This window comes from Arthrobacter sp. NicSoilC5 (genome assembly GCF_019977395.1).
Classification (GTDB): Bacteria; Actinomycetota; Actinomycetes; order Actinomycetales; family Micrococcaceae; genus Arthrobacter.
In genome coordinates, this window is sequence record NZ_AP024660.1 from 385,248 (window position 1) to 404,181 (window position 18,934).

Consider the following 18,934-nt stretch of genomic DNA (forward strand, 5'->3'; position numbering starts at 1 on the left):
GCCGTCATGGTTGACCTGTGAGGACAGGACAATACTTCCCGGACGAGGCGGGCGCTGAGTTAGCGCCGCTGCGCGCAGCCAAGTACCCGCAGTCTTCTCTCCCGGCTCTGACGAGCGCGGAACGGCACTCATCCGGCGACTACACCGCAGAGCTGACACAGTTACTGTGGCCCGCGCGCCTCTACACCCGCGAGGAAGTGCTCGAGCGGTCCTCACCCGTGCCAAAGGTGTCCGGCGTGTACGCGTGGTACTTCGATGAAGTGCCACCTGGTGTAGACGTCCGCGACTGTCACGTCATCCCTGATGGGGTGATGCTCTACGTCGGCATCGCGCCGAAGGAGCCGTCTCGAAATGGAGCACGGCCGAGCACGCAGACGCTTTGGAACCGGATCCGATACCACTACCGCGGCAACGCCTATGGTTCCACACTACGGCTGACACTGGGCTGCCATCTGGCAGTGAATATGTCAACTTGATTCAAGACCACTAAGACGGCTTGATTCAGGGCCACCCTGGCTTCTGCCGATGGTCTTGTCACCTTCGCCCTACCGGGAGAGACTCACGGCATGACGTTGACGTTTCAGCAGGGACTGCTGTTCTGGCCGGGAATCATCCTTGTGGCCGTAAGTTTCTGGTTACTGATTACGGCGATACGGCGCGGACCGGATGCCTATTCTTCGTCGCGTGAACGAAAAAGGACATTCATGAGAATTGCGGTCCTTTGTGCAACCGGCGCAGTGTTACTTCTGGCACTGGTGTTGGTCGACTGAGATCCACCGTCGCAATGGACGCCCTTTTCGACCTCTTATGTCGCCTCTGTTAGCCCCTCTCAACCCCAAGGTTAGGACCCAACAGAACGGCCTCAACGAGGGTTCCCATCGGGACGCTGGGCGGGCCTCGTTGTCTTGGAGGGCTAAGCGTTTTGTTGGGCGATGGTGTGGGCGAGGCGGTAGGAGTCGGTGCCGGTCTCGATGATGGTGCCGTTGAAGGTGAGGCGGTCCACGATCGCGGCGCACAGGCGCGGGTCGGTGAAGGTCTTGGTCCAGCCTGAGAATGATTCGTTGCTTGCGATGGCGATGGAGTTCTTCTCTTCCCTTTCGGTGAGGACCTGGAAGAGGAGTTCGGCGCCTCGGCGGTCCAGCTCCATGTAGCCGAGCTCGTCAATGCAGAGCAGGTCGACCCGGCCGTAACGGGCGATGGTCTTGGCCAGGACTTTCTCGTCCGCGGCTTCGATGAGTTCGTTCACGAGCCGGGTCGCCAGGGTGTATTTGACCCGGTAGCCCTTTTCCGCGGCCGCGGTGCCGAGCCCGATGAGCAGGTGGGATTTCCCGGTCCCTGAGTCTCCGATGAGGCATAGGGGTGCGCCTTTGCGGATCCAGTCACCGGTCGCCAGGGTGTGGATGGTTGCGGGGTTGATGTTCTGGTTCGCGTCGAAATCGAAGTCCCCGAGCCATTTGTCCCGAGGGAAGTTCGCGGCTTTGACGCGGCGGATCGAGGAGCGCCGGTCCCGGTCGTCGCATTCGGCCAGCAGCAGCTCGGCCAGGAACCCCTGGTAGGACAGTTGCTCTTTCCCGGCAACGCTCAGTGCTTCGTCCAGCACCGCACGGACTGTGGGCAGGCGCAGCCGGCGGCAGGCCTGGTCCACGGCTGCGACCGCGGCTTGCTCGGTCAGCCCGCGCCGTCGGCGCAGGGTCGGAGTGATCGTGGCGGCCGGTGCGGTGGGACTCATGAGATGTTCTCCTTCGACGGTGTTCCTGCAGAGTGCTCGCTGCGCTTGGCCAGCAGCTCGTCATAGGCGCCGATCGACGGAATCGGGCGCGTGTCGGCCGGGAGCCCCGCGATGACCGCCGCAGGGTCCATGAGCCGGCGCTGGGTCAGGCTGACAACCCGTTGCACATTCACTTCAGCAAGAGCACGCGGATGACGGTCTGAATCGGACCCACCCCCGGTCGGCGCCGTTGCGTGTCTGCGGGCCTCGACCGCGACGACATCTGCACTGACAGCTCCCACGCCCAGCGCTGCGGTGATCCCTGCCTGAATGTCTCCGGCATCCATGGAGCGATGCAGCAACAGGACATCGACGAGTTCACGAGTCCCCTCGGCGTCGCCATTGACGCGGCGGGATGCTGCCCAGAACGCCTCATGGGCGCTGGTGAACGATCCGGACTGCCGGGCCCGGGCCAGCGCCGTGGAACCGGGCAGCGCACCGGGTTTGGTCCTCAGGACCTCAAGGTAGTGGTCCAGCTGGACCGACTGCCCGGACCGGGCGGCTACGCGTTGGTGCCGGGCGACCACGGCCCGGCCGTCGAACACCACGACCTCAGACGCCCTCAATGACACCCGGACTTTCCGGCCGATGAACCGCGCCGGAACGGAGTACTTCACCATCCGAACCGTGATCAATGAAGACCTGTCCACCGTCGGGTTGAGCACCAGGCCCGGATCAAATTCTTCCACTGGCAGCGGTGCCAGGAATGGCTGTTCGGTGACGAAGTCCTGGCCGATCGTGTGGATTCTGTCCATGATCCATCGGCGCTCATCCTGGACTTCCCAGGCCCGGATGCGGTCATTGAGTTCATCCAGGGACTCCACGACCGGCATCGGGGAGAGCCGGTTGCGACGGAACCAGCCCACCTCTCCCTCAACGCCGCCCTTTTCGTGCGCCCCGCCGATGCCGGGCTGGCAGTAAAAGGCGTCAAAGCCGTAATGCGAGCGGAATAGCACCCACCGGTCGTTCTCCTGCCGCTGCCGGCCTTGCCCGAACACCACGGCGGTGACCGCGCTGGTGAGGTTGTCGTAGCGGATGTGTCTGACCGGCACACCGCCGATTTCGTTGAACGCCTCGATGTGGCCTTCCAGGAAAGCTTCCTGGGCTTGGGTGGGGTAGATCCGGTGGATGGCCTTGCCGGAATGCGAGAGCCGGAAGACGAACATGTGGCACTTCGTCTTCACACCATTGAGCACCACCCAGAGCTCACCGAAATCCACCTCGGCCTCGGCACCGGGCCCGTGTTCCTGCGGCACGAACACCTCAACCCGGCGGCCGGCTTCCACATCGATTTGCGCCCGGCGGACCCGCACGTGGTCACGCACCGTCGAATACGAGAGCTCCTCCGCTCCGTGCTCCTCGATCAGCCGGGCCAGGATCCTCCGGGCGGTATGACGCTGCTTCCTCGGCGCCGAGGTGTCCGCGATCAGCATGGCGTCGATGGCCGGTTTGAACGGATCCAGCCTGGGCGATGACCGCACCGGTTTCTTCCGCGCTGGCGGGACAGGATCCGACAATGCCTGTCGGACGGTGTCCCTGCCGACCTGATGCCGCTTTGCCAACCCACGGATCGACATGCCCTCCACGCGGGCGTCTCGGCGGATCTTGGCAAACAGCTCCATGCGCACCCTCATCCGGGACCTCCAAAGCTCGCTTTCAACAGATGAAAGCAACACTGAGGTGGTCCTGACTCAAACCGTCATAAGCAACCGGCGAGTCGCGGGTGGTCCTGATTCAAGCCGTCACACCGGTCCTGAACCAAACTGCCATAGTCACACGTACAGGCGATAGAACCCTGAGCAACTTCCCGGAAGTTGGATGGGAAAATCGTCAGGTCTTGTCCCGATGAGGTAGCGAAACCGGTTGTCAAAAGTTCTTCGGACCACTGGTGCAACCGGCTGTGTAGAAAGCGCTGGATACACTCGTCCAGTGCACTGAGTCGCCCCACATCACGCCGGATCTAGACCGGCTCCCCAGGGGTGTAAGTACCGACCCAGCGACCGCTATTCGGCGGCTCTATTCCGGGCTGACAGACGTCAGGTTGCGGTGTACTCCAGCATAAAGTCCCGGAGGAACAAACCGAATCAAAACGACTGGAGTTGACTGGAGCACCGGGGCACGGTCTTGCTCTCGAAACCGGAAGACACCCCTGAGTTCCGGGTTTTGAACCGGGTCCTCCATCGTCCAAGTTCCCGTTCTTGGGGGCGGCTTAGGCATGACGGAGGTGCACATCAGGGTCTTTCTCGATGATGCGTCGAGGGACCGCCCCGTTCTGCTGCAGCCACAGGAGGCTTCCGTCATGTGTCACGCATTCCACTGTCCCGAGGTCTACCAGCTTCCCGAGATGGTGAACCTCGACGGGGGAGCCAACCAAGGCGCTCCAATCCTCTTCCGGCTGCCACTGGCTTGGTGCTGTGCCGGTGCCGGCTCCGATCGCAAGTCGGTTCACTATGATTTCGTTAGGGTTCACGGTGTTCCTGCCTCCTGCTTCTCTGGGGTTTCGGTATCAGCGTGTTGTGAACGTTCCGCAGCGGGGTCAGGTCTTCGGCCGTGATGTGCCCGCTGCGCTGCCCGTCGCTGCAGTTGTGTGGACTGGTTGTTCCGCAGCCTGGACAAGTTGGGCGAGGAACGGATTCCGCGCGGCTTGGTCTGGGTAGCTGGCAGTGTCCGCGACGCAGGTGGGGCACCAGTGGCCGGCTGTTAGGACCAGGCGGGGGCTGGCATCGAAGGCATGGTCGAATGCGCACCTCCACGTGATCGGTTTGGTGAATTGTCCCGGTGCGATGTCCTGGGTCAGCAGGTGCCCGCCTCTGAATTCTGCGGCGGAGCTGTAGTCTGTTCCGGTCCAGTCGGATGGCTTCTTGGTTTCGTCGTACCCGTGGTCGAGCAGGACTGGTGTCTTGTCAGGCGCAGGGGGATGGAACGTGGACCAGTCTCCGATTGACTGCCAGTTGGCAAGGGACCCGAAGTGGGCGTTGATTTCAGGAGTGTTGCCCGACCTCAGGGCGTGCATGGTCCCGCGTGGTTGGCGGGTAAGGGGTTTCATGACCAGATGCTTGATGAGCCAGCCGGGCACTTTCCCGGCCGACTTTACGGCAGCGGGCAGGGAACCGACGGCCCGGGACAGGGCTTCGGGGAAAGTGTCTTGGCGGAAGGGTACGAGCGCTTGAAGGCGGTCACTGTCGGTGTACCAGTGGCCGTGGAAGTTTCCGGTGGCGAACCAGTTGCGGTCGTACCATCGCGTGATGTCCTTTACTCCCAGCGCGTCGGCGATGGCGGTCTGGAGTTCCCAGTTGGTCAAACGCCACGGCGCGCCGCCGCCAATGTTGTAGATCCCGCCCCAGAATTCGTCGGGGACGGTGGGTTCGCAGATGTTGGCTAGCAGCCTGGCTGAGTCCTCTACCGATACCCATTCCATGACCCCGTCCAGGGTGGAGTGCGTCATGATGGGGTCGCGGATGGTGAGCATGTCCGGGTGAAAGATTCCCGTTTGCCGGAGCCAGGCCCAGCGGGGGAGCCCGGAGTCCGCCAGTTCCCGCTCGGCGATGACTTTGGTTTGTCCGTATTCATCGAAGGTTGAGACGCGGATCGGGTCCCCGATGCGGCCCCAGTGATGGGGGACCGCCCGGTTTCCTGTTTCGGCGACGGACCCCACTCCGACTACTTTGATGCGGGACGGATCTGGCAGGTTTTTGACCGCGCGGATGATGTTGCGCATGCTGCCGATGTTGACTTTGCGCGCGAGCTCGGGGTGCTGGTCGGCCAGGGGGGAGACCACCGCCCCCACGTGCAGGATGATGTCAGTGTCTGCAACGCAGCGCTCCACGGCTGCCGGGTCTGTCAGGTCGCCCCAGACGACGTTCAGGTTTTCCATGCCGCTGAATTCCTCCAGCGCGGTCCGGTCACGTTCGGTGGGAAGCACGAGCGCTGTCACGCTGATCCGGTCGGCACGTTCCCTGAGTTCCCTGAGCGTGGCCCGCCCCCAGTTCCCTGAGGCCCCTGTGAGGAAAACACGGGTCCGGGCTGGCTTGCCGGACTCGTCCCGGCCCTTCGGCCGGCTCATGAGGCCGCTTCCTCTTTTTTGCTCAATTCCATTAGTGCTTCCAGTGCTTCGGCGGGAAAGAGGCCGTTGGTGAAGGCAAGGAATTGCTGCATGGGCATGGACTCGACCATTTTGAGTTGGTCGTTGTTCTCTTGGGCCTGCTTGGCCTGTTCTTCGGTCATGGAAGCGGTAAGTCCTGCCATGAGCGCCGGGCCCACTGCAGGGTGGGCAAACCAGTCCCCGACGGTGGAGTCCATGGTCAGTTCGCGGATGATGCTGTCCCCGGCGAGGGTCACTTCCTGTTCTGCCAGGACAGTGGACGCGTCCGAACACACCTGGATGGTGTAGGAGCCCGCGGGCACCACCCAGCGGTCCAGTTCGATGTCCCAGTAGGCGAAGGCGCGGCGGTCCAGGGTTAGGGCGACCCGCTTACTTTTGCCTGGCTGCAGGCTGATTTTGGTGAAGGCACGCAGTTCCCGGGCGGGTCGGCGGACCGGGCCTGCTGTTGTGGCGACGTAGACCTGGACCACGTGCTTGCCGGGCCGTTCCCCGGTGTTGGTGACGGTCGCGCGGACGGTGACGCTGTCGTCGGAGAGCGTCTCGACGTCCAGCTCGGATGTGTCGAAGGTGGTGTAGGACAGTCCGTGCCCGAAGGGGTAGCGGACCTTCACGCCGGCGGTGGTGTAGTAGCGGTAGCCGACGAAGACCCCTTCGCTGTAGCGGACGTGGCCCTGCTCGCCGGGAAAGTTCAGCCAGCTCGGGTTGTCCTCCAGGTGCAAGGGGATGGTTTCGGCAAGGCGGCCCGAGGGGTTTACGACGCCGAAGAGGACGTCGGCGAGTGCCCCTCCGCCGGCTTGCCCCAGTAGCCAGCCCTCGACGATGGCGTCCACGTCATCGTGCCATCCTTCAAGCGAGACGACGCCGCCGTTGGAGAGGACGACAACTGTTTTCGGCGCTGCCGCGGCCACGGCCCGGATCAGTTCGACCTGGTTGGCGGGCAGTTCAAGTCCGGTCCTGTCGAAGCCTTCGGACTCTTCACGTTCGCTGAGGCCGGCGAAGACCACGGCGACATCTGCGGCCTGGGCAACGCTGATGGCCTCGTTCTGCAGGATTGCGGATCCCGGTTCCTCAAGGGAGAACCCGGTCGCGTAATCGACAGTGGCGTTGCGCTCGTTGGCGAGAGCTGTGAGTTCTTCTAGGGCTGAGTCGGTTCTGGTGGCGTTGATGTGGGAGCTGCCGCCGCCCTGGAACCTGGGGGAGGCGGCAAAGGGGCCGATGACGCCGATGCGCTGGCCGTTCTCCAGTGGCAAGGTCTCGCGGTTCTTGAGCAACACGACCGATTCTGCTGCGACTTCGCGGGCCAGCGCATGGTGCTCCTCCAGGGGCAGGTCGTGAGTGGCTTCCCTGGCCAAGGCTGTCAGGGCAACGACCCGGTGGACGGCGTTGTCGACCTGTTCTTCGGTGAGACGGCCGGCGCGGACGGCGTCGATGATCTGCTGGTCGGTGGTTCCGCCGCTGCCGGGCATTTCGAGGTCCATCCCGGCGGCGACGCCTGCGACGCGGTCACTGACCGCGCCCCAGTCAGAGACGACGGCACCGTCGAAGCCCCAGTCGCCCCGCAGGACGTCGGTCAGCAGCCATTTGTTGTGTGAGGCGTAGACGCCGTTGACCTTGTTGTAGGAGCACATGACGGTTGCTGGGCGGGCTTCGGTGACGACCCGTTCGAAGGCGGGGAAGTAGATTTCGCGCAGCGTTCGTTCATCGACGTCTGCGCTGATGCGCATCCGTTCGGTTTCCTGGTTGTTGGCGGCGAAATGCTTGACGGAGGCGCCGGGGCCGGTTCCCTGGAGGCCAGTGACGTGGGCGGCTCCGAGGACGCCGGACAGCAGCGGGTCCTCGGAGTAGTACTCGAAGTTCCGTCCGCATAGCGGGGACCGCTTGATGTTTACGCCCGGTCCGAGGACCACGGATACCCCGAAGGCCCTGGCTTCGCGGCCGACGGCGGCGCCCACGTTGGCGGCCACGTCAGGGTCCCAGCTTGAGCCCACGGCCACGGCCGGAGGGAAGCAGGTGGATGGCAGGCTGTCGTTGATGCCCAGATGATCCGCCGCCGCATCCTGACGGCGGATCCCGTGGGGTCCGTCGGTAAGGACAATGGAGGGTATTCCGGCGTCATCGATGCTTTTGGTGGACCAGAAGTGTTTTCCGGAGAGCAGGGACGCCTTGTGCTCAAGTGTCAGGGCGGAAATATCGGCGGTCATGCGTGGGCTCCTTGGGAAGCGGACGTGAGTGCTGTCGCGAGGTCGGTTTTGAGTTCATCGGAGGCGCCGGGGACGTAGTCGAGCATGGTCCGCACGGACATCACTGCCGCCTCAGGTGCTCGACCGTCCAGGGGCACGCCGGGGAAGTGGCTGGAGAATGCGTCCGTGAAGGCCCGCCAGGCGCGGGCGTTGCCGGCGATCTGCCCCAGCGTTGAGTCCAGGGTGAAGACAGCGTCGGCGGCTGCCTGGTCTTCCATCTCGTAGGACCATTGGTGGGTTCCGCCGCTGATGTTGATGGTGGGGGAGTTCGGGTGCAGCGGTAGCCGTACCTCTGCGCTTGTTCCGGCCGGGAGGGTCGCTTCCAGGGTCATGGTGCGGTCGGTGATGGACCAGGAGATGTTTACTTCGCCGTGGACGGTGTCGTGGCGGAGGTGCGCGTGGGTGAGTCCGCCGCCGGGGTGGGGTGCGATGCGCATGTGCCGGTAGCCGGGTTCGACGGCGGTGAGCCCGCCGATGGTGCGGTGCATCCAGTCCACCACCGCGCCGAGGGCGTAGTGGTTCAGGGAGGTCATGCCGGAGGGGTTGATGGTCCCGTCGGGCCGGATGGAGTCCCAGCGTTCCCAGATCGTTGTCGCTCCCATGGTGATGGGGTAGAGGAATGATGGGCAGCCGGTTTCGAGCAGCAGGAGGTAGGCCTCGTCGAGGTGGCCGGTCATCGAGAGCGCGTCGGTGACCAGGGGTGTTCCGGCGAAACCGGTGGAGATGCGGTACCCGGACTTGGCTACCGTTGTGGCGAGGATTTTTCCGGCGAGCTTTTGCTGGTCTGCGTCAAGGATGCCGAATGTGATGGCCAGGGCGTACGCGGTGGCGGTCTGGTCCACGAGCCGCCCGTTTTTCGTGACGTACTCGTTAATGAACGCGCGGCGGACCCGGTTGGCGAGGGTGGAGAATTCTTCGGCGTCAGCGTCCCGGCCGAGGATCCTGGCGGTGTCGGTCATTTCGCGGGTGGTCCGGCACAGGTAAGCCGAGGCGACGAGGTGCCTGTCGGTTTTGCCGCCGGCGGGGTTGTCCATGGGGGCGTCCGGGTCCAGCCAGTCACCGTACTGGAAGCCGCTGCTCCACAAACCGTTCGCGTCCAGCAGGCCTGCGACCTGGCGGATGAAGGTTGCCATGGAGTCATAGGCGTTGGCGAGGATGGTCTCATCACCGTATTCGCGGTAGAGGGCCCAGGGCAGGCTGACCGCGACGTCGCTCCACAGTGCGGTGGGGGAGGACGGAGTGGACAGGACGTCTGGCACCACCCACGGTACGAAGCCCTTCTCCGCCTGTTCCGCGGCGAGGTCCTCCAGCCAGGAGCTAAGGACTGACCGTACGTCGTAGAGGAACGCGGCGGTGGGGGCGAAGGCGTTCAGGTCTCCGGTCCAGCCCAGGCGTTCGTCGCGCTGTGGGCAGTCCGTGGGAACGCCCACGAAGTTGTCCCGCATGGACCAGACCGCGTTGGCGTGCAACTGGTTCAGCAGCGGGTTTGAGGTTTCCAGCCAGCCTGTGCGGCGCATGTCCGAGTGCACGACCACGGCACGCAGCGCCTCTTGGTCCAGGGTCCCTGGCCAGCCGTCGATCTCGACGTACCGGAAGCCGTGGAAGGTGAACCTTGGCTCCCAGGTTTCGGGTTCTCCTCCGCGGAGTGTGTAGCGGTCGGTGGCTTTTGCGGTGCGCAGGGTTTCGACGTCGATTTCCCCTTCGGTCATCACTTCGGCGTGCCGCAGTGTGACGGTGGTTCCTGCCTCGCCCTGAACGGTGAGGCGCACCCACCCGGAGATGATCTGACCGAAGTCCACGACGGTCTTACCGGTGGGGGTGGTGAAGATCTCGACCGGTGCGACTTCTTCTATGCGGCGGATGGGGTCGGCCGTGGCTTCAAAGAGGGCATCGAGAGGCCAGTCAAAGGACTCCGCAGATCCCCAGGCTGAGTCGTCAAACCCTGGACGGTCCCACCCGTCGGGTTCGAGCCGGGCGTCGAATTCCTCGCCGTCGTAGATGCTGTTGGCGCCCACCCCACCTGCGCTTGCCCGGAAAGACGCATCGCTGGTGATGGTTTCTGTCCGGTCCGCATATTCAAGGTCCAGCTCAAGATACAGGGCGGGGCGGTCCGTGTAATGGTGCCGTTTGTCTTCCCAACCCAGCCGGCCCATCGCCCACCCCTGTCCCACGATGGCACCAACGGCATTGGTTCCGACCACAATTGCGTCGGTGACGTCGTGGGTGCTGACGGCAAGACGGTGCCGGTAGGAAGTCCACCCGGGGGCTAGGACCTCATCACCCACTACACCGCCGTTCAGGTGCGGTTCGACCAGCCCGAGTCCTGTGACGTGCAGGATGGCACGCACAGGAGGCTCGGGAACGTCGAACTCCCGGCGGAGATACGCGGCGGGGTCATTTTCGTTGCCGTGCGAAGCAGTGGGGGTGATGTACTGGCCGGTCCAGATGCGGGACATAACGTATTCCTAAAAACGGGGTGTAAACTAGCGGACGGAGCGGATGCGAAGGACCACCAGGCCACCGAAAATGGTGCAGGCCGCAGCGATCACGTACAGCAGGAGATAGTTTTTCTCGCCTCCTGCAGCAACACCGACTGCGAGGAAGATCGGGGCGATGAGCGGGGCGATCGACTGCGGAATGGACGTGGCGAAACCGGTGATGCCCATGAACCGGCCCGCGTCCGTGTCCCTTTCGGGAAGGACATCCAGGAGCAGTGCCTGGTCAACTGCGGAGAAGGCACCGATGCCGAGCGATCCAAGCAGTGAACCGACGACGAGCATGGGCATCTCCGTGGCGAACGCCATTACAATGGCGCCGGCTGCGAACACGATGCCCGCGCCGAAAACGAAGGCGCGCCGACGCCGCAGCTTGTCGGAGAGGAAGCCGCCGCCGATGGCACCGGCCGTGGTAGTCAAAATCCCTGCCATGGAGAGAACGGCGATGATCCCGGCGACGTCCGTGACGCTGACCCCCAGACGGGAGGCGAAGAAGAATGCGGTGAAAGTGGTGTTCAGGGTAAGGCCGAAGTAGAAGAAAAAGCGGCCGAGCCAGTTCCAGGAGAAATCCGGGTACTGCTTGGGGTTGTAGAGGTATTTCCGCAGCAGGCTGCCCAGGTTGAGCTTCTCATCAAACGTGTTGCCGCGGCTGTCACTTTCGTGCACCAGGAGGACGAACAGGGTGGTCAGGAGGACGCCAACTGCTCCGGGAACCAGGAACAGCAGCAGATTATCGGTAGTGAAGCTTCCAGCGAGGACCACACCCACAACGGGTGCGACCTGGGTGGCAAACCCGGTCAGGCCGGCGACCTTGCCGCGCTGATTTTCCGGCAGCCGATCGGCAGTGGAAATCTGCAGGTTGCTAAGCACCTGGCCCCAACCCAGTTGGGCAAGGACCCAGCCTGCTCCGAGCACGAGGACGCTCGGGGCAGTTGCCATGACCACCAGAGAAACGACCCCAAGGATCATCCCGCCGATCATGAACGGCCGGCGGCGGCCCAGACGGGTACGTGTGCGGTCGCTGGCTACGCCCAGGAACGGCGCAGTCAACATGACGGCGAATGCTCCCGCACCCGTGATGTAGCCCAGGTATTCCTCGTGTCCGGGAGCCAGTTGGTTCAGGCGAATCGCCAGGGAAATTGCAAGAGGCGTGATGAAAGCGACGAAGACCCCGAACTGGGCGAGGACCATCAGCCAGATGTAGCGCTTGCCGACCGGAGCCTGGGAAGGTGCAGTCGCCGGCATCGTCAGCTCGGGTGCTTCGGGGAGTACGTCGAGCTGGGGGAGGGATTGGGGCAAGGGTGCGTCAGAACGCGGCGCGCTGCCCGTCGAAGAATTTGTCAATGATGACTCCGTTGTCGACACCAATCAAGGTGATTCAGATCGCTAGCGCGTGCTAGCTTCCTAAATCGTAACTGCTAGGACTATCGCGCGCAAGGTAATCTGTGAGGATGACAATGGAGACGAAGAATCGGCGGGTAACAGCGACGGATGTCGCCAAGTCATTGGGTATTTCCAGGGCGACCGTGGGCTTCGTCCTCAACAACACCCGGGGCCAGACAATCTCTGAGGCCACAAGGGAACGCGTTATCGCAGAGGCTGCACGCCTCGGCTACCGACCCCACAGCGCAGCGCAGGCTCTTGCCCGTGGCCGCAGCAGGATCATTTTGCTGGTGCTGCCGGACTGGCCCATTGAACACAGTATGAGCCGACACATCGAGGAGGCGTCCAGTTTCCTGGACGAGGCCGGCTACTCCCTCGTGACCTACACACTTCACGAAGGCGGTACCGCGCGGCCACTTTGGGAAGTGCTGGATCCGGATGTGGTGATGGGTCTACTCCCCTTCTCAGCCCGCGACATCGCCTCCATGCGCGCAAGCGGCATCACCAACATCATTCCGGACCCCGAAGCGGACACCGCAGCCTGGCAGACAGGACCGAGCATTGTCGCCGGCCCGGAACTCCAGGTAGAGCATCTTGCCGGCTTGGGCCACAGCAGAATTGGTTTCGCGGCGCCAGCTGATTTGCGACTCACGTTGATTACTGAGGCGCGGCTCGCGGTTGTTCGCAAGAAGCTGGCGAACCTGGGTCTGGGCGAGGTGGATCACCGCACTATCAACGTCCATGACACGTCCGCCCGGACCGCGGTCCAGGAGTGGTCAAACAGCGGCACTACGGGAGTGGTGGCGTACAACGACGAAATTGCCGCCGTTGTGGTGGGCGCCGCTTTGCGCGAGGGGGTTTCCGTCCCCGGCGAGTTGGCTGTTATCGGCCATGACGACAACCCGTGGGCCGAATTGTTCGTCCCGAGCCTCTCCAGCATCCGGATGGACATTGAAGGTCTTGGACGTCAAATGGCACTTACCGCCCTGAACGCCGCCGATGGCAGGGCGGTCCCTGCCGAAGAACCTGCCATGATCGCGATGCTCGTCCGCCGCGAGTCAACCTGACCCTCTCGCCTATGGATCATCGAGTAAGAACAGCGTGCTGCGCCTTGGCTGAAGACCAGGCCCCGCAACTGCGGTTCAGCGGGATCGTAGTCGACGGTCTGCCGTACGGTCGGGCCTCCTCCTTTTGGCAGATCCCACATGAACCATTAGTCCAATACCGGCAAGCTAGCGCCCACGTCACGGACCGAACCATGGCCCAGAGAGCGCCCCGCGCGCACCGATGCCGTGCGCCCCGCCTCCAAGGGAGGGGCGAGCCGCACGTGCCATAGGACGACCATGGCAGGCTCGTAGCTGCGGAACTTATCGAATACCCTGGCCGCGGTCCAAGGGAGCCTTGCGGAGACCTTGCACCACACCTAAGATTGCCTCCACTAGCACGAGCTAGCATTGGATCCCTAACCACCTGGGGCGTCCACTGGAGTCTCATGGATAGCATGCCGCGAGGAGGCAGCGCAGCTCGAGGTGCTTGGGGCCTCCTAGACCGGCAAAGGCACCCTATTGCACACGCCGCTCTTCACAATGAGTTTATGCAGGATGGTAGGGAATGGGCCTTTCTATAGCCGAGGATGCGGGCGGAGTTGTACACCTGTTGGGAACGGTTCCTGTCTACGCAGGCCGTCATTTACATGTAGTCGACTACCCTGTGCACAGCCATTCGTTTGTCGAAGTGGTAGTCGTCGTCAACGGGTCCGCCGTCCACGAATGCGGGACAAGTTCAGCAAGGATACACCAAGGCGATGTGATATTCCTCAAGCCCGGGATTGCGCATGGTTACGGGTCTTGCCGTGACCTCGAAGTCTATAACTTCGGTATTAGCACCACTTTGTTGCATCACTCTCTTTCGTGGATGGTGAGCGATACTCGTGTAGCCCGAGCACTTTTCTCCAACGCAGATCCCGGGTCCGAGCAAATGTTATTTAGCGGACGGCTGCCCAATTGTGTCCTCACATCGTTCATCGAGCGGATGGCTGCGCTTGTACAGCTGTGCAGAGATGACTCGGAAAAGCGAGCAGAATTTATGTCTGGTTTGCTTCTGCTTCTCGACGACCTGGTACGTCAGGTTGTCAAGAACCAAGAAGCTTCCTCGGCCGCTACTCATCCGGCCGTAATCGAGGGCATTCGGCTGTTCGAGGAGAGCCTGCAGGAATCTTGGACCTTGGATGCTTTAGCCCGAAAGCTGCATATCACTCCAAGCCACTTGGCGCGGCTGTTCAGAGCGCAGCTTGGTTTGCCTCCGTTGGCCTATCTGGCGCGGCGACGGGTGGAGACGGCGGCTCGTCTTCTTATTGATACTGACAACTCAATCGCCCGGATAGGACGCGAAGTAGGGTGGCCAGACGCGAATTACTTTGCCCGACGTTTCAGGGTACATTCGGGACTCTCGCCAACGGCATATCGACAGCGATTCGGGCGACCGCGGGAGGCTTGACCGTTTTGATCCCGTTAGGCGAGTCATGGCACCTAACGGGATCAATCCGGACCGGCTAGCCCTTATAGGAGCGGGAGCCCGGCAGGCAGGCCATCCTGAATACCCCGCAACGCGGGCTCCGCCTTAGCGATGTTGCCCTCAGGTGTAAAGAAGCTCATCGGCTGCCAGCCGCCGAGTGCATAATCCGGCGCCCAGGGACGTATTCCGGACAGCACACCGCTGGTTGCACCCCAGGCAGTGAGGTCGCGGTAGAAGCGGTACTCGCCATCTTGATCCTGGGGGTATTCGATCAAGGGCGAATTCCAGGCGAACGGTTGGCCCATGGTGCCCGACGGGTAGCCGGTTTCACTGATAAAGACCTTCTTCCCGTACCGCTCCTTCAGGAGAGTCGCCGTGGCCTGGAAAGAAGTCAGAGACCCACCAGTGGCGGTGGGGTAGTAGGAGACGCCAATCTCGTCGAAGTCGATGCCAGCATCGCTCATCGATTGCCAGAATTCCGTGAGGAGGTCTGGGAAGTAGAAAGCAGTCGTACTGGTATGGGTACTGAATCGGGCATGAGGGTCAACACTGCGGATTCCCGAGGCCACCGCCGCGAAAATTGCACCAATGTGTGGCCAGAGGTGCTGTTTGAGCCAGGCTGTCCGGTCAGGCATGCCAAAGAGCTGCATAGCGGTCATCCTGCCAATTTCTGGATCTACTGCGTCCGGCGGGCTGTACGACCAGTATGCTGTGGATTCGGTGAAGCTCCGTATCGCAACACCCGCGGATCCGAACTCAACTTCATTACCGAGGTCCCAGACATTTACTTCCGCGCCGGTGGCCAGAATTTGTCTTGCAACACGTGCCCCATAGTCCTTCATGGCCGCAACCATGACGGTAATCGGCTGGGAGGTCCAAGGCCCAGGTACCGCGATCTGTGGGTAGTCAGAGAAATCAGGGCCAGGTTGATGCGAAATATCGCCGTAGACCGCAAACAGGCCCAGTTCGGGGTTGAAGGGCAATCCTAGCTTGCGAGCAAGGCGGGCCTTTTCGAGACCCGGTTCCAGTCCGTGCTGTGCGTCCACGTCATTGGCGGTTCGCCGCGTGGCAATCCGCGCATAAACCTCGTTTCCGCCATGTGCCATGAAGAGCCGTTGTACCTCTTCCAGGGACGCTGCCGTCAGCGAACCGTCGGTGTAGGTAAGGCCCTTCTGGAGCATCGATGACGTAAAGGGGGAAACCGACAATCCCGCACGGAACGTGGCGCTGGGAGGCAAAACACTTTTGGGTTTAGCCCACGCCGAAGGGGCACCTGCCGCTATGCCAGCGCCGGCCATCAACCCACCGGCGGCAGAGATCGAGAGGAATTTGCGACGGTTAAAGTCGCTTCGCGGAGATTGCGATGGAGGATTTAGTGACGTCATCGTCGGTCTTTCTTTTCGTGGGAACTCGGCTTGATCAAAGCTGCCTTTCAATTCTGGGGTTTGCCCGCATTCCTCGATAGCACTCTGTTGCTTTCCTCTAGCACCCAGTTGATCTATTCGACGTTTCACACCCGCCGGGAGATGCTTTCCTCCAGCGGTCCTGAGACGGGTTCCGATAACGTGATCAACCACGCGAGGGCGTTACTCGTGCGGCAGAGAGACGCTCCGGATAGCGTGCGGGCACAGTTTCGTCACCAAGCCGCGGGTCAGACGCAGCACAACCTCCATATGTGAGCGGACACTGCCAGGGCCTGCACTGTGCCAAGACGTCAGTCCTGGCGACAACGGGCCGTTCAAAGCCGCACTTTGCAAGGTTCGGAGGTGATGACCCGGACCAAGCGAATGGCCGACTTTGTAGCCTACGTCCCGTTCCCCACAGCTATGACCGCATGTGCCGTAGATTCGGTGGCCCACCCCAATGGCCGTAGGTGGGCCATGATTCCGCTATGTGTTCTTTGCCGAATCCGGGGACTGTTCAGGCCGTCGGGACCATGGTGACTTCGAAGCTATGCCTGCCTGATGCGATGGTGTGCGTGGTGCCATCTGGAAGGATGACATCGGCAAGAATTCCTTCAGGGACGAGCGTTTCGACGGTCACGTGATGTTCTCCGTCGCGGCTCCAGCCGCACTCGGCCGTCCCGTGGGGGGTGTCCAGGGTTGCCTTGGCGTAATCGAGCCCTGGTCCCGGCACGGGTTGCAACAGCAGACGTGAGTAGCCAGGTTCGGCGGGACGGAGGCCGGCTACATAGGTGTAGAGCCAGTCGACGACGGCACCGAGGGCATAGTGATTGAAGCTCGTCATCTCGCCGGGGTTGATGGTGCCGTCCTCGAGCATCGAGTCCCAACGTTCCCAAATTGTGGTGGCGCCCATGCTGACGGGGTATAGCCAGGAGGGGTTGCCCGTCTCCAGGAGCAGGCGGTAAGCCTCCTCGATGTGTCCGGTTTCAGTGAGGGCGCGATTGATAAAGGGGGTACCAGCGAAACCAGTAGAGATGCGATAGCCCGCGTTTCGGACCAACTCGGCAAGCCGGTCGCCGGCTGGCTCCAGCAGGTCCTCCGGAAGCAGCGCAAAACAGATCGCCAGAGTGTAGACCGTAGGGCAGTCGGAAACGATCCTGCCCGACCCATCGACGTAAGCATCGTTGAATGCTGCGCGCGTGCGTTGAGCCAGCTCATGCCAGCGTTCGGCGTCACTGGTCTTCCCAAGGAGTTCTGCGGTCTCCGCAGCAACACGGGCTGAGCGGTAAAGGCAGGAGGTTGCAACTACTCCGGGATCGGCCTTGGCTTTCCACGGTTCATCAGGTGCGGCGTCAGGGTCGAGCCAGTCACCGAACTGGAAGCCTTGGTCCCACACACCGGTGGCGGAAAGCCGAGGAAGCACGGATTCAAGGTGGAGGACCATGCCGGGGTAATGTTCGGCCAACCGCTGCCGGTCCCCGTAGGCGTTCCATAGTGCCTCCGGAACCCAGACTGCCGCGTCACCCCAGATGGTCTTAGGGCCCGCAAACAGCTCTTCCCGTTCAGCGTGTTCGTCCGGAAAATTGGCGTATTTGAGTACGTCAGGAACAACGTGCGGCACCCCGTATTTCCCGTGGCGGGTTTCTTCTGCGAGATCGAGAAGCCACTTGTGCAGGAAATCTGCGGTTTCAAACTGAAACGTTGCCGTGGACGCGTAGGCTGCCAAGTCACCGGTCCAGCCGAGACGCTCATCACGTTGCGGACAATCCGTTGGTACGTCAAGGAAGTTGCCTTTCTGGCTCCAGATGGAGTTGCTGACGAGCTTGTTGACCAGCTCGTTTGAACACTGGAACCAGCCAGTGCGACGCATTTGAGAGTGGACCACCACTGCTTCGAGATCCTCAATGCCGGGGGTACCCGGCCAGCCAGTGATCTCCGCATAACGGAAACCGTGGAACGTCAGGGTCGGTTCGAACGAGTCGAGTTCCCCGGAAAGCACGAAAGTGTCGGTGGCCTTGGCCCCGCGCAACGGACGGGTCCCCAGCTCCTCGTGCTCCAAGACTTCGGCGTGCCGGATAGTTATTTCAGAGCCGGCCGGACCCTGGACCCGGAAGCGAAGCCAACCGACCAGGTTCTGCCCGAAGTCCACCAGCACGCGGCCGGCCGGTGAAGTCCAGATGCGCTGGGGACGAAGCGATTCCTGCCGCACCACCGGCGGCCCGACCTGTGAGATCAGTGTCGAGCGGTCAAAATCTAAACAGCGGACTTCCAACGCAGCACCCGCGCCCCGGAGCCGGGCGTCAATTTTTTGTCCGTTATAGAGGCTGTTTTCGGGGGTATCGCTCGCGTGGGCACCCCAGGAGTCGTCCGTAACGATCTTTTGGCTGCTCCCATCTGAATAGGTGAGTTCGAGCTCCCCGATAAATCCGATTTCCTCGCCGTAGTTGGCGTTGGCATTCTCGAAGCCCAAGTCTCCGCGGTACCAGCCATTGCCAAGCAGGACCTCCAAGTCCACGCCGTCCTGCACCAAGTCGATGACGTCCACTTCCTGCACCTGCAGCCGCCACTCATAGGAGGTCCAGCCTGGCGTCAAAAGTGCCTTTGAAACGGGCTGGCCGCCAATGCGGGCCTCGTACACACCGTGGGCGGTGGCACGCAGAGTCGCCTTCTGGAGGTGGCCTGCACGCGTGTCCAGCTTGATAGTGCTAGTCAGCACGACGGCGGCGGTGCGTCCGGCGTCTGCAGTGATCATGGTTGCGGTTTCGAGCACGGAGGTTTCCTTCGGTGGCGTTTGGGAGGCAGCTGAACGCGTTGTATGGGCTTAGCAATACGCACGTGCCCCCAGTAGGCGGGATCGGTGTTGGTACGTAAGGCGCCGCAATCCAAGAAATTCGTGACGCGGCGGGCTGGGCGGAGGAGAGGTGGCCTTAGCCCTTTACCGCTTGACGCGGGGAGGGGAGATGGGGCCATACCTACTCAGGATTTGCTGCCAGCGGCAAGAGTACTTGGAAGTATAGACGGGAACACCC

At 62.3% G+C, this 18,934-nt stretch carries 11 protein-coding genes; 3 read left to right on the forward strand and 8 right to left on the reverse strand.

The genetic code is table 11. The features are described 5' to 3' along the window. Positions 1–17 precede the first annotated feature (17 nt). The gene (locus LDO22_RS01770) at positions 18–476 is read left to right on the forward strand and encodes a GIY-YIG nuclease family protein (RefSeq protein WP_224025865.1); all 459 of its coding nucleotides are present in this window, start codon (positions 18–20) and stop codon (positions 474–476) included. Between the two features lie 90 nt (positions 477–566). Next, positions 567–770 carry a hypothetical protein gene (locus tag LDO22_RS01775; RefSeq protein ID WP_224025866.1) on the forward strand — a complete coding sequence of 68 codons (204 nt, stop codon included), beginning with the start codon at positions 567–569 and terminating at the stop codon, positions 768–770. Between the two features lie 143 nt (positions 771–913). Here LDO22_RS01775 and istB read toward each other — a convergent pair whose 3' ends face one another. From istB to LDO22_RS01805, 6 genes are all read right to left on the reverse strand, one after another. Continuing rightward, positions 914–1,729 carry an IS21-like element helper ATPase IstB gene (istB, locus tag LDO22_RS01780; protein ID WP_224025867.1) on the reverse strand — a complete coding sequence of 272 codons (816 nt, stop codon included), beginning with the start codon at positions 1,727–1,729 and terminating at the stop codon, positions 914–916. Continuing rightward, positions 1,726–3,402 (reverse strand): IS21 family transposase, encoded by a 1,677-nt coding sequence (gene istA, locus LDO22_RS01785; protein ID WP_224025868.1) that lies wholly within the window; start codon positions 3,400–3,402, stop codon positions 1,726–1,728. The genes istB and istA overlap by 4 nt, the downstream gene beginning before the upstream one ends. A gap of 902 nt (positions 3,403–4,304) precedes the next feature. Next, positions 4,305–5,831, reverse strand: a complete 1,527-nt coding sequence (locus LDO22_RS01790) for an NAD(P)-dependent oxidoreductase (protein ID WP_224025869.1) — start codon at positions 5,829–5,831, stop codon at positions 4,305–4,307. After that, the gene (locus tag LDO22_RS01795; RefSeq protein WP_224025870.1) at positions 5,828–8,071 is read right to left on the reverse strand and encodes a glycoside hydrolase family 3 C-terminal domain-containing protein; all 2,244 of its coding nucleotides are present in this window, start codon (positions 8,069–8,071) and stop codon (positions 5,828–5,830) included. Before LDO22_RS01795 ends, LDO22_RS01790 begins: the two co-directional genes overlap by 4 nt. Further along, complete coding sequence (locus tag LDO22_RS01800; RefSeq protein WP_224025871.1) at positions 8,068–10,566, reverse strand: alpha-L-rhamnosidase; 2,499 nt, start codon at positions 10,564–10,566, stop codon at positions 8,068–8,070. Before LDO22_RS01800 ends, LDO22_RS01795 begins: the two co-directional genes overlap by 4 nt. A gap of 27 nt (positions 10,567–10,593) precedes the next feature. Continuing rightward, the gene (locus tag LDO22_RS01805) at positions 10,594–11,904 is read right to left on the reverse strand and encodes an MFS transporter (protein ID WP_224025872.1); all 1,311 of its coding nucleotides are present in this window, start codon (positions 11,902–11,904) and stop codon (positions 10,594–10,596) included. Between the two features lie 158 nt (positions 11,905–12,062). Between LDO22_RS01805 and LDO22_RS01810 the strand changes: the two genes are divergently transcribed. Next, entirely contained in the window at positions 12,063–13,055 is a 993-nt protein-coding gene (locus LDO22_RS01810) for a LacI family DNA-binding transcriptional regulator (RefSeq protein ID WP_224025873.1), read from the forward strand. A gap of 1,491 nt (positions 13,056–14,546) precedes the next feature. Here the strand turns inward: LDO22_RS01810 and LDO22_RS01820 are convergent. Both LDO22_RS01820 and LDO22_RS01825 read right to left on the reverse strand, forming a co-directional pair. Next, positions 14,547–16,079, reverse strand: coding sequence for a glycosyl hydrolase 53 family protein (locus LDO22_RS01820; RefSeq protein WP_224025875.1), 1,533 nt, complete (start codon positions 16,077–16,079; stop codon positions 14,547–14,549). A 343-nt stretch (positions 16,080–16,422) separates the two neighbouring features. Then, positions 16,423–18,675: an alpha-L-rhamnosidase gene (locus LDO22_RS01825; protein WP_224025876.1), complete on the reverse strand. Its 2,253-nt coding sequence runs from the start codon at positions 18,673–18,675 to the stop codon at positions 16,423–16,425. Positions 18,676–18,934: the final 259 nt, after the last annotated feature.